Annotated in this window: 19 protein-coding genes; 10 read left to right on the top strand and 9 right to left on the bottom strand. The window is 69.4% G+C overall.

Annotation, left to right across the window (positions count from 1 at the left end):
- Nucleotides 1-94: 94 nt before the first annotated feature.
- Together K1J57_RS30740 and pglX are read right to left on the bottom strand one after the other, a co-directional pair.
- Nucleotides 95-1141, bottom strand: a complete 1047-nt coding sequence (locus K1J57_RS30740) for a hypothetical protein (RefSeq protein WP_220562172.1) — start codon at nucleotides 1139-1141, stop codon at nucleotides 95-97.
- A 191-nt stretch (nucleotides 1142-1332) separates the two neighbouring features.
- The gene (gene pglX, locus K1J57_RS30735; protein ID WP_220562171.1) at nucleotides 1333-4809 is read right to left on the bottom strand and encodes a BREX-2 system adenine-specific DNA-methyltransferase PglX; all 3477 of its coding nucleotides are present in this window, start codon (nucleotides 4807-4809) and stop codon (nucleotides 1333-1335) included.
- 281 nt (nucleotides 4810-5090) lie between these two features.
- On the opposite strand from pglX, the gene K1J57_RS30730 reads away from it, so the two are divergent.
- Nucleotides 5091-5258, top strand: coding sequence for a hypothetical protein (locus K1J57_RS30730; RefSeq protein ID WP_220562170.1), 168 nt, complete (start codon nucleotides 5091-5093; stop codon nucleotides 5256-5258).
- A 141-nt stretch (nucleotides 5259-5399) separates the two neighbouring features.
- On the opposite strand, the gene K1J57_RS30725 is transcribed toward K1J57_RS30730, so the two are convergent.
- The 6 genes from K1J57_RS30725 to K1J57_RS30700 form a co-directional block, all read right to left on the bottom strand.
- Nucleotides 5400-5807 (bottom strand): hypothetical protein, encoded by a 408-nt coding sequence (locus K1J57_RS30725; RefSeq protein WP_220562169.1) that lies wholly within the window; start codon nucleotides 5805-5807, stop codon nucleotides 5400-5402.
- A gap of 789 nt (nucleotides 5808-6596) precedes the next feature.
- Nucleotides 6597-7115 carry an AAA family ATPase gene (locus tag K1J57_RS30720; RefSeq protein WP_220565905.1) on the bottom strand — a complete coding sequence of 173 codons (519 nt, stop codon included), beginning with the start codon at nucleotides 7113-7115 and terminating at the stop codon, nucleotides 6597-6599.
- Nucleotides 7058-7363, bottom strand: a complete 306-nt coding sequence (locus K1J57_RS34220) for an AAA family ATPase (RefSeq protein WP_370634696.1) — start codon at nucleotides 7361-7363, stop codon at nucleotides 7058-7060. The genes K1J57_RS30720 and K1J57_RS34220 overlap by 58 nt, the downstream gene beginning before the upstream one ends.
- A 437-nt stretch (nucleotides 7364-7800) precedes the next feature.
- Complete coding sequence (locus tag K1J57_RS30710) at nucleotides 7801-9792, bottom strand: ATP-binding protein (RefSeq protein ID WP_220562168.1); 1992 nt, start codon at nucleotides 9790-9792, stop codon at nucleotides 7801-7803.
- Nucleotides 9789-10214: a hypothetical protein gene (locus K1J57_RS30705; RefSeq protein ID WP_220562167.1), complete on the bottom strand. Its 426-nt coding sequence runs from the start codon at nucleotides 10212-10214 to the stop codon at nucleotides 9789-9791. The genes K1J57_RS30710 and K1J57_RS30705 overlap by 4 nt, the downstream gene beginning before the upstream one ends.
- Before the next feature lie 139 nt (nucleotides 10215-10353).
- Nucleotides 10354-11718 carry a hypothetical protein gene (locus K1J57_RS30700; RefSeq protein ID WP_220562166.1) on the bottom strand — a complete coding sequence of 455 codons (1365 nt, stop codon included), beginning with the start codon at nucleotides 11716-11718 and terminating at the stop codon, nucleotides 10354-10356.
- 911 nt (nucleotides 11719-12629) lie between these two features.
- Here K1J57_RS30700 and K1J57_RS30695 point away from each other — a divergent pair.
- The 5 genes from K1J57_RS30695 to K1J57_RS30675 all read left to right on the top strand — a co-directional run bounded on the left by K1J57_RS30695 (nucleotide 12630) and on the right by K1J57_RS30675 (nucleotide 19309).
- Complete coding sequence (locus tag K1J57_RS30695; protein WP_220562165.1) at nucleotides 12630-12974, top strand: hypothetical protein; 345 nt, start codon at nucleotides 12630-12632, stop codon at nucleotides 12972-12974.
- 138 nt (nucleotides 12975-13112) lie between these two features.
- Nucleotides 13113-13508 (top strand): hypothetical protein, encoded by a 396-nt coding sequence (locus tag K1J57_RS30690; RefSeq protein WP_220562164.1) that lies wholly within the window; start codon nucleotides 13113-13115, stop codon nucleotides 13506-13508.
- A 195-nt stretch (nucleotides 13509-13703) separates the two neighbouring features.
- Nucleotides 13704-14645: an MBL fold metallo-hydrolase gene (locus K1J57_RS30685; RefSeq protein WP_255646727.1), complete on the top strand. Its 942-nt coding sequence runs from the start codon at nucleotides 13704-13706 to the stop codon at nucleotides 14643-14645.
- 444 nt (nucleotides 14646-15089) lie between these two features.
- Nucleotides 15090-15584, top strand: a complete 495-nt coding sequence (locus tag K1J57_RS30680; RefSeq protein WP_220562163.1) for a hypothetical protein — start codon at nucleotides 15090-15092, stop codon at nucleotides 15582-15584.
- Nucleotides 15581-19309 (top strand): AAA domain-containing protein, encoded by a 3729-nt coding sequence (locus K1J57_RS30675; RefSeq protein ID WP_220562162.1) that lies wholly within the window; start codon nucleotides 15581-15583, stop codon nucleotides 19307-19309. Before K1J57_RS30680 ends, K1J57_RS30675 begins: the two co-directional genes overlap by 4 nt.
- Before the next feature lie 90 nt (nucleotides 19310-19399).
- Here the strand turns inward: K1J57_RS30675 and K1J57_RS30670 are convergent, their stop codons facing one another.
- Nucleotides 19400-19669: a hypothetical protein gene (locus K1J57_RS30670; RefSeq protein ID WP_220562161.1), complete on the bottom strand. Its 270-nt coding sequence runs from the start codon at nucleotides 19667-19669 to the stop codon at nucleotides 19400-19402.
- A 196-nt stretch (nucleotides 19670-19865) separates the two neighbouring features.
- Between K1J57_RS30670 and K1J57_RS30665 the strand changes: the two genes are divergently transcribed.
- The 4 genes from K1J57_RS30665 to K1J57_RS30650 all read left to right on the top strand — a co-directional run bounded on the left by K1J57_RS30665 (nucleotide 19866) and on the right by K1J57_RS30650 (nucleotide 24949).
- Nucleotides 19866-20714 (top strand): hypothetical protein, encoded by an 849-nt coding sequence (locus K1J57_RS30665; RefSeq protein ID WP_255646726.1) that lies wholly within the window; start codon nucleotides 19866-19868, stop codon nucleotides 20712-20714.
- Between the two features lie 523 nt (nucleotides 20715-21237).
- The gene (locus tag K1J57_RS30660) at nucleotides 21238-22638 is read left to right on the top strand and encodes a family 2B encapsulin nanocompartment shell protein (RefSeq protein ID WP_220562160.1); all 1401 of its coding nucleotides are present in this window, start codon (nucleotides 21238-21240) and stop codon (nucleotides 22636-22638) included.
- An 80-nt stretch (nucleotides 22639-22718) separates the two neighbouring features.
- The gene (locus K1J57_RS30655) at nucleotides 22719-23963 is read left to right on the top strand and encodes a family 2 encapsulin nanocompartment cargo protein terpene cyclase (RefSeq protein WP_220562159.1); all 1245 of its coding nucleotides are present in this window, start codon (nucleotides 22719-22721) and stop codon (nucleotides 23961-23963) included.
- Nucleotides 23964-24073: 110 nt separating this feature from the next.
- Nucleotides 24074-24949 (top strand): geranyl diphosphate 2-C-methyltransferase, encoded by an 876-nt coding sequence (locus K1J57_RS30650; protein WP_220562158.1) that lies wholly within the window; start codon nucleotides 24074-24076, stop codon nucleotides 24947-24949.
- The last annotated feature ends 141 nt before the right edge of the window (nucleotides 24950-25090 follow it).

The following is a 25090-nucleotide window of genomic DNA, read 5'->3' as shown; positions in this document are numbered from 1 at the left end:
GGTCGCAGCGCAGCGCCGTGCCTCACTGGGAGAGGAAACCGGAACACCGTCGGCCGTTCGTCTGGGGACCGGACCCGCTCCGATACCGGCTGGCTCACTTCGGTGGGTTGGTGCGGGCGGCCTCGGAGGGATCCACGTCGAGCACGTGGACGCCCGCGGCGGATGAGACCACGATTGTGCCGTCAGGGGTGGCCAGAAGGTCGTGTACCCGTGGCGGGGCCGGCCAGGGCAGGACGATCTTCTGCGGGGTTTTCGTGTCCAGGAACAGGAGGTACAACAGCCCCGGAAGCTCCTGTGGGCGGTTTCTCTCCTGGACGATGACGGCGACCGGGCGTCCGTCCCACTCGGTCACCCGCGACACCACAGCCCACGGATCCCCCGCCGAGAACACCGGCTCCAGATCGGGCAGGGTGACTATGTCCTCGGCTTCGGCGAGGTAGGTGTTCCCGGCCGCGCGAACGATATCGACGGCCCGGCCCTCGGGGACCCAACCGTGGAGACCGACCTCGCCCACCCGGGAGCCGTCATCCGCCCGTTGTACGTGAACGAAGGGCTTGTCGATGGTGTCGAAGCCGTAGTCCCAGGCCTCGACGACCTCCTTGGTTGTAGGACATACCAGGTAGCCGTGCCGCAAAGTGAGGCACTCGCTGATTTCCCGGTAACGGCAGTGGTTGAATCCCAGGGCGGGGAGCGATTCTCCGGTGGCAAGGTCCACAGCTGACACCGAATGGTGGTGCCCCTCCCCGGCTTGGTGCAGGAAGAGCAGGTCACGGCCGCCGTGGTGGCCCATGGCCAGGTGGTACCCGTCAAAGGATCGTTTCCCCGTCCCTGTATCAGGTAGGGGGAAGGTCTTCAGAACGGAGCCGTTGCGCATGTCGGTGATCGTCAGGGTCTCGGCGGTGGCGGACGCCAGGACCGGGGTGGGAGCGAGAGCGGGAAGGCCGACCAGGTGGACCGGGGATCCGAAAGAGTTCATGGGGCCCAGGGGGCGGCGGCTCCTCAGGTCGAAGGCGACCGCGAGGAAGAGATCGGTGAGACGGGCGTCCTCGCGCTCGTCCTCCATGACGACCAGCAAGGTGTCCTGGACCAGCTGAAGGCATGCCCCTCTCCACTCCTCGCCCAGCAGACGGGTCTCCTGCATCGTGCCCCTAGCGTTGTGCATTCCCCGGCACGGTACTGCTCATCCTCGACCCGGGCCGAAGCCGGGGCCGCCGCAGAGGACCGGGCCGTCTCCGAAAGGGGCGGGTGACGGTTGCATCCGCCCCCACTCGTCGGCCGCTGTTCGTGTCTGATGTGCCGGTACCGGTCAGATGGCCCTGTGCATGGAGACGCTCAGCTCTCGGTCCGCTTGGGCGGACGCCCACGGCGCGGGGGAGGCGGTGCCCATGCGGAGACCTGTTCCTCGGTCAGCTCCAACCTGTTCAGGTACTCTGCGAACCTTCGCCTCAGTTCGACGCCGTCTCTGTGCGAACGGCGCGGGCCGATTCCGGCCCCGACGCGGTCGACCCAGGGCAGTATCTCGGCCAGGCCTGCGAGCAGGGGGACCACGGTCTGCGTGGGGGCCTGGGGTGTCGCCAGGTTCCGTTCGACGATGTCCACCAGTGCCCAGGCGCGGTCACGCGCGTCCCATCCGGCCCATCCGAGCATGCTGGTGGGGGACAGCCCGGGGGAGGGGTCGGGAGAGTAGGAGGTGAACCGTTCATTGGGCATGTCGAATTTGCCTCGGTTGGCCCAGTACGACTTCCTGAGGAAATCGGCCGCGGTGAACTTGGGGGGCGACGGCGCGCCCGACGGATCGGCGTCAGCGGTGTCACCGGACGGAGGAGGGTTCTCCCACCTCCACTGCAGGTCCCACAAGCGCGTCCATTCTCGGTGTTTGCGCAGGCCGGAAGCGCGAAACCTGAGCGCTGCGAGGAAGGGGACGTGTTCCTCCGCGAGCAGCGCGGCGAGCACCTTCCTGACGGTGGATCCGGGGCTGTGCGTCTCGACGGCGGCGATCACGTCCGGATCGTTCTCCAGCGCCCCGATCAACTCGGAGAGAGGCCGAACGGTCGGCCGCTCGACCCCGTCCGTCCCCAGTGTGTACCAGAGCTCTCGGCTCTCGCACCGCTGTAGGAGCCAGGCGGCGACTGCGGGGCGCCACACGGATTCCCACGGGGGAGTGGCCCACCGGTGTTTGAAGTCCGGTCGTTCCAGCACACGGAGCGCAGGGTCGTTACGTAGGGCGTCGATGCGCGCGAGCACGACCCGGCGGTAATCGGACGGCCAGTGGGCGGGCGGAGTCGTGGAGCGGCTGATGGCGTTCCTCGCGAACCACTCGCTCTCCTCGAAGGCCTCGGGAGCCTCGTCCTGCTCCCGGGCCAGTGCGAACTCGAAGGCCCGTTCTCCCTGAACGATCCCTTCGGGCAACGAGTCGAGGGGAACATGGGGGATGCTCCCGGTGGGAACGATCCCGTACGACTCGTAGACCCGCCAGTCGAGCTCCTCCTGGAGCAGGACCATACGCCCCAGGATGGAGCGCCACTCTCGGCCCAGTACCGCGATGCGCTCTCCGGTCGGGGGTGTTCCGGCATCCTCGACCTCGGCGCGCAGGGTGAGGAGCTCGCGCGCCAGCGAGTCGAGTTCCCGGGGTATCTCCGCCTCGGTGAGAGCGGGCAGGGGCAGTTCACGCATACGCGATGAGGTGAACTCGTAGATCGCCTCCCAGCCCTCCCCCGACCTGAGCTGGTCGCCCCTGGGGTTGCCCTTGCTCCGGCTGACCTGCTTCATCCAGAAGCACACGGTCGAACTGTTGAGCACCCCGAGTAGCGCCAGGGCCGTCTCTTCGGTGATGGAGGTGGGCAGTTCGATGACCGGAGCCGAATTCAGCGGCGCGTTCACGTCCCGGTTCAGGGCGAAGTGGGTGTGGGTGGCCACCCAGGGGAAGATGATCGACCATGAGGACACGTTTCGGTTGGTCGTCAACTGATGCCAGTCGTACCATTTCTTCGGGTTGATCCTGGACCGGTTGGCGAGCACCCTCTGATAGGGCCACAACCGCCTGAGGTGCCCGGGAAGGTCCCGCAGGTCGACGAGTTTCGTGCGCTCTTCCCACGTGCGGGGGAAAAAGGCCTTCAGGTCGCTGCGGACCTGCCAGTCGCGAACCTCCGAACCGGTGACCAGGTCGATGGTCGCCTCCGCCTCCACCTCCCAACGGCGCATCGAGGCGGGGGACGCGGAGAACAGCTCGTCCGCTCCGGTGCTGGCGATGTAGCCGATGCGGTGGACGTGGTCGCTCAGCAGTGTGTCCGAGCGCAGGGAGCGGAACACGGCTTCGGTCCGGGGCGGGCTGAGAAGCCAGGGGTGGGTCCGGAAATCATCCTGTGGGCGTTCGTGGGAGGACGTCCAGGCGTCCTCGCTGGGAACCTTGGCGAGTCGCTCCTTGAGGGAGGTCCACACCCTGCCCTGGCCCGGGTCGTCCGGGGCGGAGGGCTCGCCGCGCTCACAGTTGACGACGGTGACGCGTGAGCCCGGGGAGGGTTCCCGGTTGCGCCCGGTGAGGATGAGCGTCGGTATGCCATGGCCGGGGATGTAGGCGCCGGAGGTGTCGATGATGTCGCTGATCTGCACCGTGGGGAGGAATCGCTCGACCAGGGGCCTGCCGAATTCCCGCTTGGCGAAGGCGCTCGCCGTCAGCAGGCCGACGTACCCACCCGAGCGGGCCAGGGAGAAGGCGCACTCGGTGAAAGGGGCGTTCAGGGTGAAAGCACCGGATCGCGCGCTCCGATAGCCCTCGCGGTAGGCCTTCGTCGCGTCCTGGTCCCCTGGGACGATGTAGGGAGGGTTGGTGGCCACCGCGTCGTAGCTGGAACGCCGCAGGATGTTCGCGCCCGTGGTCAGGTTCAGGAGGGCGAGATCCCCGTTTCCGGCCCAGGGCCAGCCCAGGACCACGGGTGCGCCGGGCCCTTCCAGCAGTGAGTCCGCCTCGGCGACGAGGAGCCGCCACTCCCGCTCGGCCTCGGGGGAGGCGTTACGGGCCTGCCCGAGCACTTCGACCGCGAGGCGGAAGCGGCTGACCATGACGGCGATCGGGCTGAGGTCGCAACCGTGGACGCAGGCCAGGGCCAGGGCGATCGCCTCGCCCCCGGGCAGGTCCGGCCTTTCCTCGCGAATCCTTTCCAACACCCGGCGGAACGCGTTCAGGAGGAACCCGCCGGAACCGCAGGCGGGGTCGATGTAGCGCAACCCGTGCTCGGTGACGCTGTCGGTCTCCTTGAGGGCCCGCCCCAGGGAACGGTCGAGAACCAGGTCGATGACGAAGTCGGGAGTGCTCTGCAGGGCGTAGGCCTTGCGTGAGTCCTCGGAGAGGTTCTGGTAGAGGATCTCGAAGAGGGTGGTGTCCGGTCCGGCGCCGGTGGCCGAGGGGATCGGCACCGATCCCAGAGGCGCGCGTTTCCCGTTGCGCCAGAAGGCCACCAGGTGCCGGGCCGTGGCCTCGTCCGGCCGGTGCTCTCGCCATGTGCCTGCGCCGTGGAAGACCTCGCCGAGAACGGGGTGCGCTTCGACCGCCTCGTTCATGGACCGCTCGATGACCTGTAGGGGGCTGGCGGTCGGGAGGTCGGCCGGCACGTCCGTCCGGGTCAGGGACGTGTGCTCCACGAGCCCGATGTCCTCACAGAAAGCGACGAAGGCGGTGGCGAGCACCCACAGGACGGCAGCGTGTTCAGTGTCCCGCTCTGTTGCCCCGGTGGCGGTGGGCGCGGGTCGAAGGCCCTCCCGGACGATGCCCACCAGGCGCCGGAGTGGCCCCAGCGACAGGGTCTCATTCACGCGAACCGTCTCCTCGTCCCTCGAAATACCTGGTCAGATCGGCTCTCCCGATGGCGGGAGAGGTATCCGGTCGGCCTTGTTCAGGATAATGCATCTATTGAGTGCGGTAAATAGTTGTGCGTGCTGCAGCTGATTGGTACCGTTGTAGACGTAGAACCCGCCCGTGCTGTGGCCCGCTCGGGTGCGCCGCACCACACCCCCAGTTCGTCGCTCTCCGTAACTCACAAATGAACAGAGGTCGCAGACACATGCCTGTCAAGCTCGCCGCGGTTCTCATTTGCATGGCCATCGCCGCCTGTCTGGCGCTGCTGTTCGCCGTGATCGCCATGCTGCTCACCCGAGAGGAGAAGAAGTCGTGGTCGGCCGCGCTGCGCGCGTCCTTCACCACGTTCCTCGCCACGATGACCGCACTGATCGCCATGGTCGGCGTCGTCTTCGCGGTCCTATGACCGGGAACCCGCCGGGGCCGCGGACCGCGGCCCCGGCCCGAGAACGACGGGCCGGCTGAGCGCCCCCAAGGATCCGGTCACCAGGTCCGACCTCCGAGGAGGGAAGAGTTTCCGGTCAACCCCCGATGTTCCCGGGGAGTCCTATCGCGGGTAGGTCGCCAGGTCCTGTGGCACTGACGGCAGGGCGGAGTCGTCGAACGGCATCGCGAACCTGATCCGGTCCCCCTTGCGCAGGTCGCGGAGGAGGAAGTGGTCGATGAGCCCCTGGAAGGTCTCGAACAAGGCGAAGAACTCGGCGTGCCGGATGAGGACGTCGCCGAGTGGGCTCCGCCCGCCCGTGTAGCGGCGGCGGACGCACTCGACGGTGAGGTCGAACCGGTCGGAGAGCCGGGGAGGGAAGCCGCGGGCGCTGCTGATCGTCTGCTTGTTCCCGGCCCTGTTGCCCGGCCAGATCATCACCCCGCCGACCGTGTAGCCCAGGTTCCAGAACGTCTTGAACTTCCCGTCATCGAGCTCCGTGACGACGGCCCGGGTCTTGTGCGGGAACATGGAGACGACGGTGTCGCTGCTGAGCCAGAAGCCGCCTTGGTCCGACTCGTAAATGGGATAACCCGCCGACTCCCATCGGCGAGATCGAAGCACGTTCCGTCCGGAAGTTCCCTGATCCAGAGCGTCCGGTGGTAGAGGCGCAGGGTGTCGTTGTGGGCCTCAGGGGCCTTACCCACGGGAATGTCGGTGGTCGTATGTCGTGTCGATCAGGGGGTCATCGGCCGGCTGTGATCTGTTCGGCGGTCGGGTGCAGATCCGGGCGCACCGCCTCCGACGCGTTCCTGGGCGCGGGAGGCATGGTCGGGGCAGTAGATCCGCAGCTGCGCTTTCGTACACCGCGCGTGGTGGTGCTTGATGATGGTCAACCGGTCGGCGGCCAGGACGGTCCCGCATGTGGAGCACCTTAGGTGGCCAGGGCCGACGGTGTTCCGGTCGGGGAAGACCTCGCCCAAGACACGGGGTTCGTCGTACCCGATCAGGTCTCGTTCGTCGGTGACCCCTGCGCTCCCTTTCTGTGGTGCCCGGCCTCGGTGTCGGCTTGCCGGAGAAACAGAGGCGCCACGGTGATCCTGTCATCGGGACTCGTTCGCCGCATCGCCCGCTGCGGGGCGCGCCGGTCTCTTGGGCGGCCGGGTCAGGCTCCGATGCGGAGGTCGGTGAGAAGGTCGAAGATGTACGACGGCCCTTGGAGGTCCTGGACCTTCCCGGGGCTGCCCAACGGCAGGAGCGTGTGCGCCTCGGCGAATTGGGCTCCCCGGTTCTCACGGGGACGAGATCTGGTCCATCCGGTCAGTGAGCCCAGGCGATGGCAGGTGCCCTCGAAATGGGTCTTGTCCACCCTGCGCATGAACACTGCGGCGACGTCTCACGGACTGTGGGATCCGCGAGAGGGACAGAGTTCGGATCCGCGGAGCGGTGGGAACCACTGTGGACGAACCGGACGATGCGCGCGGCCAGTGCGGGGTGGTCCTTGAGGGCGACTTCGACGGCATTGGCCAGGTTGATGCCCTGCTTGGGCGACTTGAACTGGAGGAAAAGCTCCATGATCTTGCGCGCCTGGTTAGGGGACGATGTGGTCAGTGCGAGGTCCGCCTCCACGGAGGGCTCGTTCAGTGCCCGCAGCAGTGTGTCGGCAACGGTGTGGAACAGGAACAGATATTCGGTTTCTAGCAGGACAGCTTTGGGACCCTTGGGGTCCATCGGGACCAGTTCCGGGGACCGGCGCCCTTCGGCGGTCCGTCGTGACTTCATTAGGTGCAGGGTGCTGGAGGTGTCCTGGTGCTTGAGGTCCTTGCTCCAGTGACGCAGGAACGCCGTGCTGTAGGTGAGGGCGAAGAGCTGACGGCACTTCCCTCCTCGGGGTCCAGCCTGGTGGTCAGGGTGGAGTAGACGCCGTACGTGAGTTCGTCGGCCAGGCTGGACACCGGGTCGTCCACCACGACGACGGTCGAGGACAGCTCCCTGCCCCGCTCCTCCAGGCTCTGCAGGAAGCAGAGCAGGGCGATCGCGGTCTTCTCGCCCTCACTGAGGTGGCGTGCGGGCTCCCCGTGGCGCAGTACCCGGTACTGTCCATCCCGGTGCTCGAAGTCGATGACGCATCCTGTCTCGCGCCCCCGGACCCCGCTCGCCCCCTAGCCCGGCGACCCGGAACCCGAGGCCCGCACTGCCAGGCCTGCGAGCACCAGTCCGGTCGCTGGCTCCGCGCTCGGAACCTCCCCTGCTGGGCGGCCACCACGCCGAGTACCTGCGCGAGCACCGCCGCGCCGCCGCCCTCCAAGTCCGGCACCCGCACTTGGCCGTCTGGTTTGGTGAGGCCACCGGCTCCTACTGGGGCGCCTCCTCCACCGACCTTGCTGAAGTCCCTGATGGGGGACCTTTCACCGACTGCTCGGTCCGCTCCACACCGAGTGCTGAGCCCGGTTCCGAAGGACCTGTGCGGCTGCGCCTGGTGTGCGGCCGCACAACACTTTTCCGTCGCCTTGAGCGAGGCGGCCTACTCGATGCCGGGCTCCTCGACGGGTTCGCCCTCGACCGTATGGACGGCTCCGGGCCCCGGATGTCTGATCGACCGGATACCCGGGTTCCGGTAAGTGAGCTGTATCGGTTCCCGGGAGGGCGTGAAATCTCTGGGCAAGTCCGTGTCGAGCACGAAGATCTGGAACGTTTCCTCCCGTTCTGCGGCCATGGCCTGGATCTGCCGGTACATCTTTGTACTCAGCTCCTGGAGCGGGCCCAGGGATTTCTGTGGGCTGTCCAGGATGAGAAAACCGGGGAAGGGGTACTGAGGACTGCTCAACGCGACCGACTGCAGCGCCAACCAGTACCCCACGATGAAGGGGACCCGGTTGCCCCCGCTGATGCTCACGGTGTCGAATTTCTTCCCGTCGATGTAGGGGAGGAAATCCCGCGAGTAGATGAGCGCCTCCCGCACGTTGGGAGCCGTAAAGCTATCCAGCAGCAGCGCACTGTAGATCTCTGTCAGGCTGGAGAACAGCGTACTGGACGTGGACTCGAGGTACTCCTGGTGTCGGCTCAGTTCCTCTTTGGCGTCCGTCCACGCTTCAACAGCCACTTCGTACGCGGTGGCGAAGCTCGCCGCGTGTTCGGCAGTGGAGAGCAGGAGGTTGATCCGTTCGACCTCCGCCGTCGCCCCTGCGAGCTGTTCTGCGACCCGGGCGAGTTCCTCGGAGCCGGGGAAACCCAGGCGCGAGGTGAGAAGGTCCAGCTCCGCCTCCAGTTCGCGGAGTTCCTCCAAGAGGTCGCTGCGGTAACTTTGAAGAGTCGCGCGTTCCTGTTCTCCTTGGATTAGGAGCAGGCGTATCTCCTCGCTCTGGTCCGATAGTTGGGTCTCCTGGGCGGTTGCCTCTCCTGGCACGGCGAGCGGGAGCCGGTCCGGGCCGCCGGACCGCTCATGCGGTGTCCTTCTTGGGCGGTGAGGTTCCTGCTGTGGAATGTCCTGAAGGCATAGCCGACAGGCTTCGGGCTCTGCACGATGTTCATCCAGCTCCTGGAGGCATCGCGGGCATTGGCTGAACTCGATGGGGGCAAGAAGGACGTTTGCGGTACGGACGCGATCCAGCCTCGCCAGGGCTGCTGCCAGTTCCTCGGATCGTGTACGGCGCTGCTGTTGTGTCTGTTCAAGGCGTTGCAGTGCTTCGTCTGTTCTGGCCACCGTATTGCGAGTGGCCGTGAGTAGTCCGCGCAGTGCGACGATTCGGTCGTCACGGGCCCCGAGAGAGGAACGCAGCCTCTCATCGGTCCGTAGAAGTCGTTGCCGATGCTGCTCCGCCTCGGACAACTCGTTCATGAGGTCGTGCTGTTCAGGGAGAGCTGCGCGTTCGACCAGAGCCTGTACACCCTGGAGATGGGCGCCGGCATCACGCCGCTTCCCCTTGGTCTCATCGACCTTTGCCTCCAGGGTCGTGAGGCGTTCGTCGACAAGCCCGAAGAGCAATTCGAAGATGCGCTTGCGTCGAGGGGTCAGAGAGGTGACATCGTGGCGGGCGATACTGTGATCGATCTCGAACTGGGGTACGTGCATGTACTCCCATACATGTTCGAAAGTCACTACCTTACGTCGGCCGTTCACGGTGACCTCGATATCTGAAGGGACCCCCAGCCATCGGAGCAAGGCTGTGCCGATACCGATCTCGTCCTGGTCGGGAACGACCGGGTACTCACCGAGGGCTTCCTGGGAGTCAAGGTCGACGACTTCCACGATTCCGGGAGTGCGTACCGCACGTGCCAGGCCGAGCCGGTGATCGCCAGCCACGATCTCCACGGTGACTCGTTCCACCGAGCGTTCCACCACTGGGGTCTGCTGGGCTTTCATTCCCAAGCCGAAGCGGATCAGCTCGATCAGCGTGCTCTTGCCCGCTCCGGGGTCGCCGATCAGAAGGTTCAGGCCTTTCCGGAAGGTTCGCCGGTCATGTCGTTCCTTGTCCGTGTGGAGTTCGAGCGCTTCGACCCGGAACAGGATGCTCACGTGATCAAATCTCCGAAATCGTGTTCCTCGTTCAGGGACAAGCGGCCCTGGATCAGTCCCGCGATACGGTTACCGTTCATGCCACGGGCGGCTTCGGCCACAGCGCGGCAGCGGTCCGAGATCGCCGCCCATGCGGGCGTGACTGCCGCTGCCCGGGCCACCTCTATGCCATGAGCGCTCGGCCGCAAGGTCATGCGGGCCCGGCCTTCGGAGCCGCGGAGAAGCAGAGTCCGTCCGAGCAGTGCACCCACCACGGTGTAGTAACGCTCGTCCCATGGGCCGTAGCGGTGCCTGTGCATGGGGGCCTCCACAGCCCGGACATCGGCCTCCTCCCGGTGGAGACGGGGATCGGTGGGGTCGAGTTCATCGAGGACCTGACTGGCGAATAGGGGATAGCGCACCAGGAAGTCGAGTTTGGCCAACTGCCCCAGTCCATCTACGTATCCGGGCCCGGAATTTTCCTCGGAGACCGAATGAACGAGGAGGAGAACCCGAATCTCGTGGTAGTTCCGGTCCCGGAGGAAGTACTCCCGGTTCCGAGTCGGAATAGGGTGGTTCACGTCACTCGCTTCCTTCTTCGTCCTGGGCATCGGAAACGGGAGTGGAGGATCCGAGCAGGATGGCGTCGGCGTTGAACCGGAACGGTGTGAACCAGATGCGGCATTGATCGGAGGCATCGGCGAGCGCTCCGGTGAGGAGTGTCCGGGTCAGTCGGAAGGGGAGGGGTGGAAAGCTCTCGGGTGGCAGCCGTGTGGCGCTGTGCCATAGGCGGGTGCCGAACATCTCCTGTCCCACACCTTCGTTGCGCAGCTCGACATGGAGATCATCGACTCGGTCTTCCAGTTCGTCTGCAAACTCCTGGAGCTGGGCGTGGTTGCCCGGTGAGTCGTCGACCTCCGCTGCGCAGGTTTTTCGCCATGTGGCCATGCGGTCTTCGGCCCGCTGAATGGCGTTGGACTCCAGTTTGCCTACGGTCATTTTGACGGAGACCTTGTGTTCGAAGGGGAGTCCCGGTGCGAGAAAGACCTGAGGCCTGCGCAGAGCCCGCTCGATCACTGTCAAAGCCTGACCCGTGGTCACGGTGCGCTTCTCCACGGCCTCTGGTCCGAGAGCATGAGGCCGTGTGCTGAAGGAACGGATCAGGTCGGTGAGTCCTGCATCTTCTGTGGGGAGCTGGTCCTCCATGCTCTGTTCCACGAATCCGGTGAGCGCCTCCCAGACCGCCTCCGCCTCGGTCGAAGGATGTCCGAGCCGGTGGAGCACGGGTCTGACGAATCTCAGTGGCCCTGCGTCGACGATGTGCCTTCGGCCCGGGATGTTCGTGTCCAACAACAGGGAATCCAGGAAGCGTGTAGAGGAGGCGATCAGATCGTTATTCGGTTCGCAGTGGTTCACATGGTTTGAGCGCCCCTGGGACTCCTCTTCGCTCAGCCCGGCGTCCTTGTGGTGTACCAACAGGTACCGGGCCAAGGTGAGGTTCAAACCGGCTCGCTCCTCGGGGGACAGTGCGTTTCGAGGAGTGGCGTCGGCTCCGTCTTCGAGCTGGCACAGGTCGCGAAGGAGCCGCGTCTCCGGCATGCTTCGGATGGCATTGTTGGTCACCATGCGGCACCCAGGAGCTTCGGAGAGACGTCGGTAGTTCCGGTAGAGATGAGGGATTCCGCCATCGCTCATCAGGGTCGACCAGGTCCACGCCCCCTGATCGTTGTCGAGGTGTTTGGCGGATACCAGCCACCATCGATCCCCGTCGAATAGTGCCCAATCCTCGTGGCGTTCGCTGATCAACGCTCGATGGGGTGAAACTTCTCCGTGTTGCCGGTCGGTCAGATCCAGGCTGAGGAGGGCGAGGAGATCACGGGTGGCGACACGTGACTGCCAGCGATAGCGGTTGAGAGTACGGGAGCCGGAGTCTTCCTCTGGGGCCACCGCAAGGAGGGGAGTCTCGCTCAGAGATGTTCACCCTTTCCAGAGATTGGTCAAGCTGTTTCTACCACTTCCCTTGAGGCAAGGGGGCCAGGTCTCAGGTTTCTTCTCAGGAAACCGCGTGCAGGTGGCGGTGGGATGGTTTTCGAACGGCTCCCTGACGTGGAGTGATCTCGGGAAGCTTAAGGAGGTCGAAATCAAGTTCGAATAAAGTACTGCGTTGATGGCCGAATGTGGCCGCTCTTCCTGCGACTCTCCGCTGGTACGGCAAGCTTTGAGTTAGAGAGGCTTCCCGGGTGTAGAGTCCCGGGTCAAGGTGAACGTCGCTCGGATTCACGTGGACTCGGTGGGCTCTTCATAAGCTTCCCAGGGCTGGAAGTGCCGTTTGGTGGATGGAGTCGGCGATGGCGTCGATCCGATCGAGGAGAGCCTCCGGCTTGGTGCCAAGGTCAAGGACGTGCTGGTGTCCGGTGATCCCCCTGCCGCCGTGGAGATGGTGTCGGCCGCCCTTGGTTTTCGGACTCGCTGCGTAAACCAGGCGGCCATTCACGAGATCGAGCCGAGTGCAGTAAGCCAACATTTGGTGGCAGTCGCCGACATGCCCGCTTGTACCCTAGACCCGCTTGTACTTGACGTCCACCACGTCGGCGGGGCTGCCGCTGTCGGCTCCCAAGAGCTCGTAAACGAGACCTGGGCGAGTCGTGCTGTTCTCTCGTGGTCCAAGTGGGATCGTGAATCTTGGGGCAGACACCGGCCTCCCCTGACGCTCAAGGCGTCGGACAGGGCTCGGATGCCGAAGTCCTCGAAAACCTGCCACATGCGCAAGATCAGGCAGTCGGCGCGCACTGCGCGGTCCTCGCTGGGCTCGTAGGAACACGCGCTCAGGACGAGCTCGGCCAGTCGTAGAGGTTGTCGTGCTGGCCGTCGTGGGCCTTCTCTTCCCCGGTTCGCCGACGGAGGCGATCGTGGTGAACCTGGTGGCGGGCCTCATCGAGGCGCCGCTTCTCTTCCTGGGGGCGTGGCGGCTGTCCCGGCGGGGGGAGAACGGGAGGCGGATGGTCATCGGGGCGGGTATCGCGGCGTCCGTGCACGGGGCGAGCATCATCGTTCAGGTCTTCTTCCTGGGAGGGCCGGTGGACTGGGTGTTGATCGCCATCGTGTTCGGCCTGGTGAGCGCCGGTACGGCGGCCGGTGCCGTGGCCGCGGCCGCCCATCCGGACACCGGCCGCTGGTGCGCGGGCGGGGCCGGGGCGCGGTGAGCGCGGCGCCCCGCCGCGGCCCGCCGGGTTCCGGACCTAAGACCCTGGAGCGGTTCCCGGGGCTCGGATAGGTTCGCGCCACCGCGCGGTCTCCCCGGCCGCCGGTTCACGGCAGTGCGCCGACGCGATGGAGGAAGCGTGTACGGAAAGACCGCTGTCGAGTGGGAGCAACTGGTCGCCGCGACCGTGGGCTTCCTGGAGGAGCGCGCGCGGGCGGGCGCGGTCGTCACCTACACCGAGCTGAGCCGCGCCCTGGTGGTGCGGACCGGACAGCGGGCCCTGGACTTCTCCCAGCCGGACGACCGGGCCGCGGTGGGGCGGCTGCTCGGCGAGGCGGTGGACCGGACCCTGCCCGAGGTCGGCGCCATGATCTCGGCGATCACCCTCTACCAGGGCGGGAACGACCCGGGGCCGGGCTTCTACGCCCTGGCCGTGGACAAGGGGCTGCTGACCCCGAACGCCTCCCCGGCCCAGCGGCTGGACTTCTGGACCGGCCAGGTGAACCGGGTCTACGCTCACTACCGGTATCGCTGACCACCGGTCGCGGGCTCGGGGGAGAACGGCCCGACGCCGCCCGGCCGGTGCGCACGAAGGTGTTCCGCCGACGGTGCGCGGACCCTGAGACCCCCGGGCCTCCAGGGCCCGCCACCGTGTTCCCCGACCCGAGGGAGGACCCATGGACCTCCGTGTCCGTCCGGCGGGCACCCGGCTTCCGGTCCGGTGGCCCGCGTGACCGGGCGGTCCCGGCCGTTCGCCGTGCTCGACGGGTTGACGGCCCCCGACCTCGCCGCCTGGGACGGCCTGTGGCAGGAGCCGGCGCCGCCGGAGCCCGGAGCGCTGCGCGTGAAGTTCCTCGGGGTGTCCACCCTGCTGCTCCACGACGGGGAGCACGCCGTCCTCACCGACGGCTTCTTCAGCCGCCCCTCCCCGCTGCGCTTGGCCCTGGGCGGGATCGCGCCCGACCGGGCGCGGATCAGGGCCTGCCTGCGGCGGTACGGCGTCGGCCGGGTCGACGCGCTCTTCGTGGCCCACTCCCACTACGACCACGCCCTGGACTCGGCCACGGTGGCCGCCATGACCGGGGCGACCCTGATGGGTTCGGCCTCGACCCGGAACATCGCGCTGGGCCAGGGCTTTCCCGGGCACCGGTTCCGGGAGGTGGTGACGGGCCGGACGGTGGAGGTGGGCGGCTTCGAGCTCACCGCGCTGCCCGCGGCGCACAGTCCCGGGGACCGGGCCCCGGGCAGTGTCCGGGCGCCCCTGTGGACCCCGGCGCGCGCCTCCGGCTACAGGACGGGTGACTGCTACGCGCTGCACGTGCACCACGGCGGACGCGGTCTCCTCGTCCAGGCCAGCGCCAACAGCGTGCCGGGGGCGCTCGACGGGTACCGCGCGGAGACCGTCTACCTGGGCATCGGTGCCCTGGGCAGGCAGGACGAGGAGTTCCGCGAGCGGTACTGGGAGCACACGGTGACCGCGCTCGGGGCGCGGCGGGTCGTCCCGATCCACTGGGACGACTTCCTGCGCCCGCTGCACCGGCCGCTGCGGCCGCTGCCCCTGCTCTTCGACGACATGGCGGCCAGCATGGACTTCCTGGTCGGGAGGGGCCGGGCCGACGGGGTGTCCGTCCGGCTGCCCCGGCTGGGACGGGACGCCGACCCCTGGGCCTGAAACTCCGGGACGACCCGCGGGAGGCCGGGAACCGGGGCCGCGAGTACGCCCTCATCGTGCTGCGGGTCGCACCGGGGACGTGAGCGAAGTCCGGGGTTCGCGGCGCCTGGGGTTTTTGTCGCTATCCGGACTTCTTCCTCTGGGCGTCGCCGCAGGGCTCGGCTAGGTTCGTCACGCAGCGTGGCCGACGCCGCGTGCGGCGGTCGCTTCGGAGCCGGCGTGTACGGCAGAGCCGAAGAGGGACGGAATCGGCCGGTTGACGCGGTCGCGTCCTGCCTCGCTGAGAGCGACAGGAGCGCTTTGTGCGCACCATTCGGTTGGCCGAAAGCGGTCACCTGCTCGATTCCACCGACAGATATTCCGTTGACCTGATAAAACGTGCGTGCCGGAATGGTCGCGGACCGTGACAGAACGGTCCCTTTCGGCGAAGAGGAGTGTGCGCGGGTGCCGCGGGACGAGTCGCTGGTCAGCATCGGTTTCCAAGAGGACGTCACAGAGGAGGAGGCCGACCGGTACACCCGCGACCTGGTGCTCCTTCTGGAACGCCTCGACGTGGACGAGGTCCGGCCGGCCGAGGAGGGGGATTCCTCCGCCGGAACGCGGTCCGCCGACCCGGCCGCCGTCGCGGGAGCGGTGGTGGTCGTCGGAGTCCTCTTCAAACCGGTCCTCACCTCTCTGGTCTCGCTCGCCGGGACCTGGCTCGAACAGAGCGGGCAGAGGTCGGTCACCGTGGAGGTCGACGGGAACAGGGTGACGGTCCAGGGGCGGATGGACCCCGCCGAAGTCGAGACCTACGTGCGGGCACTGCGCGCCCGGGAGCCCCGGCCGGCCGGGGAGGCCGACAGGCCCGGGGGACCCCCGGAGCCTCTGGAGGCCCGGGAGGCCGGGGAACCCCTGGAAGCAGGGGAGGGCGCGGAGGCGGAGGACACCGGAGCGTGAAGCGCACCGCCATCCTCATCGGTGTCAACTGCTACGAGGAACTCGACGACCTGCGCTCGCCGCACGCCGACGTCCTCTCCCTGGAGCGGGTGCTCAGGGCCAACGGTCACTACGACCGGATCCAGACGCTCCTGGACCCCGTCCGGAACGAGGCCATGGAGGTCCTCGAGGCGGCCCTCGCCGAGGCCGGCCCCCGGGACCTCCTCCTGATCTCCTTCTCCGGACACGGGCTGAAGGACAAACGGGGCCGCCTGCACCTGGCGCTCCGGGACACGCGGCGCAAGCGGCTCGAGACCACGGCGATCTCGTCGGAGGTCCTCAAGCGGCTCCTGGAGGACTCCAGGATGCGCAGCAGGGTGCTCCTGCTGGACTGCTGCTACGGCGGCGCCTTCGCGGACGGTTTCGCCACGCGCGGTGCGGAGGAGGAAGACCCGCTCGACCTCGAACGCCAGCTCAGCGACGGTGCCGGAATCTACGTCATCGCCGCCTCCGGAGCCTTGGAGCGGGCGCGCGAGGGGGACAACAGCCAGGGCGTCCGCCCCTCCCCCTTCTCCAGCGCGGTCATCCGGGGGCTGGCGGGGGCGGCCCCCGACGCCGACGGCGACGGGTGGATCGACGCGGTCGACCTCTACCAGCACGTCCACCGGGAGGTGGACGAGGTGGACGGGCAGCGCGTCACGGTCTCCTCGCTCGGGGTGCGCGGATCACTGATCCTGGCCCGGCACACCGGCGCCGCCACGGCCACGGGTCTGCCCGGCCGCGCCGACGGCGCGGCGGCTCCGGACACGGAGGCGCGCGGAGCGGGGGCGGGAAGGGGGGTGCGGGACGCCTCCTCCGGCCGCGGCACCCGGACGGAGCCGGCGGCTCCGGCGTCGGCCCCGGGCACATGGTCGTGGGCGCCCTACCTCGACTACCTGCGTGACGGGCTGCTGCGCCAGAGCCTCCTCCAGCAGCTGCCCGATGCCGGGAGCCAGGACATCGCGGTCTGCGATATGGGATCGGAGGCCCTCCTCAGCCGGGCCCTGGAACGGTGGGCCCTGACCGGCCGGGCCGGGGACCTCGCCGGGGAGGCGGCCAAGGAGTCGCGTCCCCTGCGCTACGGCTACCCCGCGGTGCTGTTCGACCCCGCGCGCCGGGGCCGGAGGGGCGGGCGGCCCAAGGCCGCCCCCCTCGTCGTCATGGACGTGGAGATGGTGGAGGAGCCCGGGGGGCGGTTCCTCGTTCCGGTCGGCGAGCCCGAGCTCAACCGGGAACTGCTGCTCTCCGCCGAGGCCGTGGCCGAGGAGGACATCGAGGAGCTGCTCGCCTGGTTCGAGGCGGACCGGCCCGGGGACGGCGTCACCGCGCTGTCGGACAGGGCGCGCACCGTGTGCGGGCGCCTGGGCCTGGCCATGGTGGACCGACTGGCCGCCGGAGGGCTGCGGCGGGCCCTGGACCTCCGCCCGGGGGCGCGGCGCGGGGCCTACAACGCCGCCCTGCTCTACCGCGGGGATCCCGCCGCCACGGCGGTCAAACAGCTCGTCGGCGACCTCGACCACCGCGAAGGCGGGAACGGCATCAGGCCCGGCGCCATCCGCGGGACGGCCCTGGGGGCGCTGTCCGAGCCCGCGGAGGCCGCACGCGAACACGGTGCCCGTGCCCCCGCCGTGGTGACCGGCCACGGGAACTCGGCGCAGGAGGCCATCCTGGCCTCGGCGATGAACCGCACCCTCACCGTGGCGACGGGCGCCCCCGGCACGGGCAAGAGCGAACTCATCACCTCCGTGGTCACCACCGCCGTCGCCGCGGGGCAGTCGGTCCTGGTCGCCTCCACCAACAACACGGCCGTCGACGAGGTGGCCGGCCGGGTGAACCGGATCGGCGGCGGGGCGGCCCTCATGGTGCGCACCGGCAACCGTGAGCGGAGGGCGGCCGAGCCCGAGGCCCTCACCGCACTGCTGGCCGCCTCCTGGCCGGAGGCCGACGCCGCCACCGCCGGTGCCCGGCTGGCCGTCCACGAGCGGGCCCTCGGACAGGCCCGGCAGGAGTTGGCCGAGGCCGAGCGGCGCGAACGGCGGTCGGCCCTGATCGCCGGCACGCGCCGGCGCCTGCTCGGGGGCCTGCCCCCGCCCGTCGCCGCCGAGTCCTTCGGGGACTCGCCGGACCTGCACGGCTGGAGGCACCGCGTGGGGGCGGCGATGGAGGCCCGGTGGACCGGCTGGTGGCACCGGTGGCGGACCCGCCGCCTCCTGGGGATCGACGGTACGGAGACGGAGCTGGGCGCGGTCCTGTCCTTCCTGGAGGTCGAACACGAGTGGCGGGCCCTGCGGGCCTCCTCCGCCGCGGCGCCGAGCCCGGAGGAGACGGCCGCCCGCATCCGCCGGATCAGGGCCGAGCGCCGCGAGGCCTCCGAGGAGTACCTGCTGGGCCGGACGGCGGAGGCGCTCCACCGGGGGCGAGGCGTCATCGAGGGCCGTCTGCGCGACCTGGCGTCGAAGCAGAAGTCCTGGAAGGGCATGCGGTCCCTGGTGCGCACGGTGCGGGCGTGGGCCGTCACGTCCCGGTCGGTGCGCGGCGTCTTCCCCCCGGATCCGGGTCTGTTCGACCTCGTCGTGGTGGACGAGGCCACCCAGTGCACCGTGGCCGACCTCGTCCCCCTGCTCTACCGGGCGCGGCGCGCCCTCGTCATCGGGGACCCCCACCAGCTCCAGCCGGTCGATCCGCTCGACTCCGAGGACGACCGCCGCCTGCAGGCGGTGCACGGCCTCGACCGCGCCCTCCTCGAGGAGCGGTCGCTCGGCCTCACCGGTGCCTCGGCCTACCACGCCGCCGCGTCCGCGCTCGTCGAAGGGGGCGGGGAAGTGCTCTGGCTGGACGAGCACTACCGCTGCCACCCCGACATCATCGCCCCGGTGAACCGGCGGTTCTACGGAGGCCGCCTGTCGGTGCGCACCGACACCGCGTCCCTGGCCGCGCCCGTGGAGCCGGCCGTTCGATGGATCGACGTCCAGGGGAGCTGCGAGCGGCCCCGGGCCGGCTCGTGCCTCAACCGGAAGGAGGGGGAGGCGGTGCTCGAACTGCTGAGGGAACTCTGGCGGACCCTCCCCCCGGACGCGGGCATCGGTGTGGTGTCACCCTTCGCCGCACAGGTCCGCTGGTTCGAGGAGAACCTGGGCGAGCAGGCGGCCGAGAGGATCCGGGTGGGTACGGCCCACCGTTTCCAGGGCGGGGAACGGGACGTGGTCGTGATCTCGCCGACGGCCGCCACGGGGGTGCACCGGAACGCCGGGCAGTGGGCCCTGAGCCGGCAGAACCTGTGGAACGTCGCGGCGACACGGGCCAGGTCGCGCTTGTACATCGTGGGCGACCGGCGCTACTGGGAGGAGAAGGGCGGCCTGCTCGCCGACCTCGCCTCCGCCGGAGGCCCGGCCGAGGAGACCGGGCTGGACGCGGCGGGCGTCCTGCTCTTCGAGGCGCTCCTGGCGCGGGGGCGGGATCCCCGGGTCGGGCACCGCGCCGGAGGGTACCCGTGCGACCTGGTGGTGCCCGGGCCGGACGGGGACACGGCCGTCGTACTCGACGGGGCGGCGCCGGACACCACGGGTTCGTCCATCCCGGGGCGGGCCCTGGAGCGAACGGTGGACCGCGTCGGGCTCTTCGCCGCCGTCTCGGGGATGCGGACGGTACGGGTGCCCGCCTGGCGGTGCCTGGCCGAACCCGAGACCGTGGCGGCCGAACTGGTATGAGCCGGCGCTCCGGGCGGCCCTGCCGGCCTGCCGCCCCGGACCGGCGCCCGGCGGAGTCCGCGGGCGCCGTCCCGGGCGGGTGGGGGGCGGTCAGGCGTGGCGGGAGCGGCCGGTCGTGGTGCGGTGGAGCAGGGCGGGGGAGCGTGCGCCCCGCCGGGCGGCGGACCGGCCGGTGCGGCCAGGACCGGTGCCGGGGCGTCCGCGGACCGCGGCGAACCGGGCGCACCAGCCCGAGCACGAGCAGCCGGGCCGGGCGCAGCGGCCGGTGACGGCGCGGCGCTTCGGGGCCGCCATCGGCACCGGGCCGCACGCCGCCGAGTCGAGCCTCAATACGGTGCCGTTGCGTTTCCGAGTGTTCACCGGGCGAACGTACCCCGCCTTCCGGAACGGGGGAAAGGGATTTTCCGGCCCCGGCCGGGAGCCCCGGGGCGGGGTGGGGCCCCGGCCTCTCGACGGTGGTGGGCATGGGGCGGGTGGGGCTGGGGGAGTGTCGTGGGAGTGGGGTAAAACTGGGCGAAGTTCGTATATCCCCCGACAAGTGAAGACAGGATCCCCCGTGTCCCTGAAACCCCTGACCCGGAATCCGCGCGCGGCGCTGTGCGCGGCGGTGGTCGCGGCGACGGCCCTGACCGGATGCGCCCCCGCCGAGAACCTCCTCAACGACGTCGTCCGGGACGTGACCGGTGTCCCGATCACCCATGACCAGGTCGACCGCGACGACCCGTTCGGCGGCACCGAGGCCGAGGAGTACGGGGAGGGGTTCACCGTCCCCGAGGCGGCCGCGATCGGCGAGTACCCCGCCGACCGGGTCCAGGAGGCCTACGACACCACCGGCGAGCTGCTGGAGGCGGTCTACCTGGACCGGGAATCCGTCTTCGGCGGTGACGACATGCGCTTCCGGTCCCTGCTGAGCGGGCAGGCGATGGACTGGTACGAGAAGTACCACGGGCACGAGGACCCCGCGCTCGACAGCCGCTCCCTGCTCTTCCACCTCACGCCCGGGACCGCCGAGCCCATCGGCGACGTGGTCAAGGTGGACGGCCGGATGTGGGCGGAGACCGCCGAGGACCAGTACGGGATGCCGTACCTGGCGGTGCGCACCGAGTACACCGTCGTCCACCCCGTCGCCCGGCCGGGCGAGGAGGTGTCGGTGCGCCTGGTCACCTCGCACTACGGGGAGGTGTCCTTCTACGACGTCGGCGGCCGCTGGGAGGCCTGGCCGAACTGGTGGCGCTCGGCCGGCCCGGTGCACTGCGTGTGGGACGAGTACACCTTCACGCCCGCCTACTCCGACGAGATGCCCGAGGGCGAGCGCCCCGAGGGCTGGATCGAGGACGACCCCTACGACCTGGAGTCCGCTCGCGACATGGGCGAGGAGGAGTGCGGGGCCATCGGCGCGACCTGACGCCCCCGCCCCGTGACCCGCGGCCCGCCCGGCGACCCCCGCCGGGCGGGCCGCCGTCCGTTGACGGGGGTCCCATCCGTCACCGGGGCCGGGCCGGAAACGGGGGAGCGGGGGTGACCGGGAACCCCTCGGGTGGGCGTCGCGCCGCGGCCGGTAATGCGGCATTGGTGTTCCTTGCGGCTTTTGTGGGAGTGGCGGATCGCGGCTTTATGTCGCGATCTTCCCATGTGCGTGAGACATGGGTCACGGAAATAAAGTCCGGGGTTTCTTTTAAGGGACTTCGTACTTTTGTGTTATCGGATCACCGCTGATCGCGGTTCGTCGGGAAAATTCCCCGTTCGCTTGCGGGGCCGGTGGCGGCGCCTCTAGCGTGGGCAGCGCTTTCGCGGTCGGGGGACGCATTCGCATGCCGCTTCCGGTCCGCGTCCGGCGACCGAATCGAACCTTTTCCCACCTTGTTCCGGGGTCCCTTTCAGCGGGTGCGGAACGGGGACCCTCACACGACACAGGAGAGAGACGGCCGATGTCGACCGAAGCCCCCGAGGTGCGTAGCGGTCAGCAGAAGAGCCTGAGCACCGCCGCCGCGCGGAATCTGGCCACCACCACCAAATCCGCCCCGCAGATGCAGGGCAAGAGCTCCCGCTGGGTGCTCAAGACCCTGCCCTGGGTGCAGACCGAGGGCGGCGTCTACCGGGTCAACCGCCGACTGACCTACACCGTGGGCGACGGCCGCATCGAGTTCCAGCAGACCGGCTCGCAGGTCCAGGTGATCCCCCGCGAACTCGGCGAGCTGGCGCTGCTGCGCGGCTTCGAGGACGAGGAGGTGCTCACCGACCTCGCCGGCCGCTTCGAGCAGCAGGAGTTCGAGCCCGGCCAGGTCCTGGTCTCCGAGGGCGACCCGGTGGACCGCCTGTACCTCATCGTGCACGGCCGGATCAGCCGCATCGCCACCGGCCGCTACGGCAGCGCCGACCGCCTGGGCGTGCTCGCCGACGGCGAGCAGTTCGGCGAGTCCCACCTGGTGGCGGAGGACCCGGTGTGGGACTCCACCTACCGGGCCGACACCGCCGGCGTGCTGCTCTCGCTCACCCGCCGCGACTTCGCCGAGGCGGTGGACCGCTCCGAGGCGCTGAGCTTCCACGTGCAGATGTTCGGGGCCCTGCCGGAGCAGCGCCAGAACAAGTACGGCGAGGCCGAGATCGAGCTGGCCTCGGGCCACGACGGCGAGTTCGAGCTGCCGCAGACCTTCGTCGACTACGAGCTCAAGCCCCGCGAGTACGAGCTCAGCGTCGCCCAGACGGTCCTGCGCATCCACAGCCGGGTCGCCGACCTCTACAACAAGCCGATGAACCAGACCGAGCACCAGCTCCGCCTGACCATCGAGGCGCTGCGCGAGCGCCAGGAGCACGAGCTGGTCAACAACGAGGACTTCGGCCTGCTCCGCAACGCCGACTTCGGCCAGCGCATCCAGGCCCAGGACGGTCCGCCCACCCCGGACGACCTGGACGACCTCATCACCATGCGGCGCAACACCCAGTTCCTGTACGCGCACCCCAAGGCGATCGCGGCGTTCGCCAAGGAGTGCAACAAGCGCGGCCTGTCCCTGGATACCGCCGAGATCAACGGCAACCGGGTGCCTGCCTGGCGCGGTATCCCGCTGCTGCCCTGCGGCAAGATCCCCGTCACCGAGCACCGGACCTCCTCGATCATCGCGGTGCGCACCGGCGAGGACAACGAGGGCGTCATCGGCCTGCACCAGACCGGGCTGCCCGACGAGGTGGAGCCGGGGCTCAGCGCGCGGTTCATGGGGATCGATGACAAGGCCGTCATCTCCTACCTGGTCAGCACCTACTACTCGGCCGCGATCCTGGTGCCCGACGCCGTCGGGATCCTGGAGAACATCGAGGTCAGGCCGCGTGCCTGACGCATCGCCGACACGATCGGCGGCGGTGCCGGGCCCACCGGCACCGCCGCGGACGACACCGACGAAGGAGGGGTGACACGGTGTCCTCGCTGTCCAGGCTGTTCGCTGCTCCCGCCGCGTCCGAGATCGCGGCGCTGGTGGACGCGGTGCTGCGCGATCCCCGGCGCCCCGGTCCGGCCGAGCTGCCGGTGCGGGCCCCCGCCCCGGCGGGCCCGGGGGCCGGAGTCGGAACCCCGTCCCTGCCGGTCCACCCGCCGGGCCTGCGCCCGGCGGGGTCCTCCGGCGCGGTCGCCTCCGCTCCCGCGGTCCCCGCGACCCCCGCCGACCCCGGGACCCGGGTGGCGGGCGGGGAGGCCGACCCCGTGCCGGTCCTGTACTGCCCCCCGGCGGTGCGCGACGACCCGGCGCTGGGCGACGAGGTGGACGACCGGCTCGTTGAGTGGGCCGAGGAGGTCGGCGTCTACCCCGGCCAGCTCGACCGGGTGCGGGCCGCCGGGTTCGGGCGGCTCATCATGCTCGCCCACCCCGAGACCGACGACCCCGACCGCCTGCTGGCCGCAGCCAAGTGCGCCCTGGCCGAGTGGTCGGTGGACGACCACTACGTGGACGGGGAGGTCGAGGAGGCCCGGCACGACCTGCTCGGGCAGCGCCTGGCCATCGCCCACTCGGTGATCGACCAGGCCCACCTGCCGCGCCGCTACGCGCCCGTCCTGGAGCGGGTGGTACAGGCCGACCCGGTCGCGGTGGCGCTGCGCTCCAGCATCGACAACCTGGCCCGGTACGCCACCTGGCAGCAGGTGCGCAGGCTCCGGCACGAGCTGGCCATCATGTTCGTCGCCTACAACCAGGAGGGCGTCTGGTACACCAGCGGGCAGCGCCCGCCGGTGTGGGAGTTCCTCATGCACCGGCACGAGAACAGCTTCGTGCCCTGCATGGCCCTCATCGACCCGGTGGCCGGCTACGAGCTGCCCGCCGAGCAGTTCGGCCGCCCCGAGGTCCGGCGGGCGTTGACCCTGGCCGGATCGGCCAGCGTCATCGTCAACGACCTCTACTCCATGGGCAAGGAGGACGTCGACGACTTCAGCCTGCCCCGGCTCATCGAGACCGAGGACGGCTGCACGGCCCGCGAGGCGATGGTGCGCACCGTCGAGATCCACGATGAGCTCATGCACACCTTCGAGGCGGAGGCCGCCGCCCTGGCCGCCACCGGCCCGCCCGAGCTCGGCCGGTTCCTGTGGGGCCTGTGGGCCTGGATGGGCGGCAGCCGCGAATGGCACGCCAGCAGCGCCCGCTACCACCGGCCCGCCGAGACCGTCCAGGCCTGACGGCCGGCACGGGCCCCCGAACGCAACGCACACCCTTCCGGCACGCGCGCTTTCCGCGTGCCCGCGGGGCGCCGCCCCGCACCATCACGACGACAAGGAGTTCCCTCCCGATGACCGACACCATGCCCGCGCCTTCGGCCGCACCCTCGGAGAAGGTCCTGCGCACCGCCTACCAGGAGTCGGTGGCCGCCTACTGGAACGCCGAGCAGGACCCGGTCAACATCCGCCTCGGCGAGGTCGACGGCCTCTTCCACCACCACTACGGGGTGGGGGACTACGACCCCTCCGTCCTGGAGGGCCCGGAGGAGACCCGGGACCGGCGCATCATCGAGGAGATGCACCGCCTGGAGACGGCCCAGGCCGACCTGCTGCTGGACCACCTGGGCCCGCTCGGCCCCCAGGACCGGATCATGGACACCGGGTCCGGGCGCGGCGGGACGAGCTTCATGGCCAACGCCCGGTTCGGCTGCAGCGTGGACGGGATCAGCATCTCCCAGAAGCAGGTGGACTTCGCCAACGCCCAGGCCCGCGAGCGCGGGGTGGACGACAAGGTGAGCTTCCACTTCCGCAACATGCTCGACACCGGCTTCGAGACCGGCTCGCTCAGCGCCAGCTGGAACAACGAGTCCACCATGTACGTGGACCTGTTCGAGCTCTTCGCCGAGCACGCCCGCCTGCTCAGGCACGGCGGCCGCTACGTGACCATCACGGGCTGCTACAACGACGTGACCGGCGGCCGCTCCAAGGCGGTCAGCCGCATCGACGAGCACTACACCTGCAACATCCACCCGCGCAGCCACTACTTCAAGGCCATGGCGGCCAACGGGCTGGTCCCCATCTCCGTGGTGGACCTGACCGACGCCACCATCCCCTACTGGGAGCTGCGGCAGCGCTCCTCCGTCGCCACGGGCGTCGAGGAGCCCTTCCTGACGGCCTACCGCGAGCGCAGCTTCCACTACCTGCTCATCGCGGCCGACCGCATCTGAGGCCTCCGGGCCGCGGGGCCGCCGCCCCCGGCCCGGACGCCGTGCTTCCCGGAGCGGCCCGGTCCGCCCCGGGGAGACCGCGCCCCGGACCCCGGCGCACGCCGTGCCCGCCTCAGGCGGGCACGGTCCCCCGCATCCGCA

The organism is Nocardiopsis sp. MT53 (genome assembly GCF_019598965.1).
In the GTDB taxonomy this organism is placed as follows: Bacteria; Actinomycetota; Actinomycetes; order Streptosporangiales; family Streptosporangiaceae; genus Nocardiopsis; species Nocardiopsis changdeensis.
This window is presented reverse-complemented; position numbering and strand designations above follow the sequence as displayed.

Excerpts from the sequence above, each read along its gene's own strand:
- K1J57_RS30740 (WP_220562172.1), bottom strand. The coding sequence starts at position 1,141 with ATGCAGGAGACCCGTCTGCTGGGCGAGGAGTGGAGAGGGGCATGCCTT.
- K1J57_RS30730 (WP_220562170.1), top strand. The coding sequence starts at position 5,091 with ATGGCCATCGCCGCCTGTCTGGCGCTGCTGTTCGCCGTGATCGCCATG.
- K1J57_RS30725 (WP_220562169.1), bottom strand. The coding sequence starts at position 5,807 with ATGTTCCCGCACAAGACCCGGGCCGTCGTCACGGAGCTCGATGACGGG.
- K1J57_RS30660 (WP_220562160.1), top strand. The coding sequence starts at position 21,238 with ATGTCGACCGAAGCCCCCGAGGTGCGTAGCGGTCAGCAGAAGAGCCTG.
- K1J57_RS30650 (WP_220562158.1), top strand. The coding sequence starts at position 24,074 with ATGACCGACACCATGCCCGCGCCTTCGGCCGCACCCTCGGAGAAGGTC.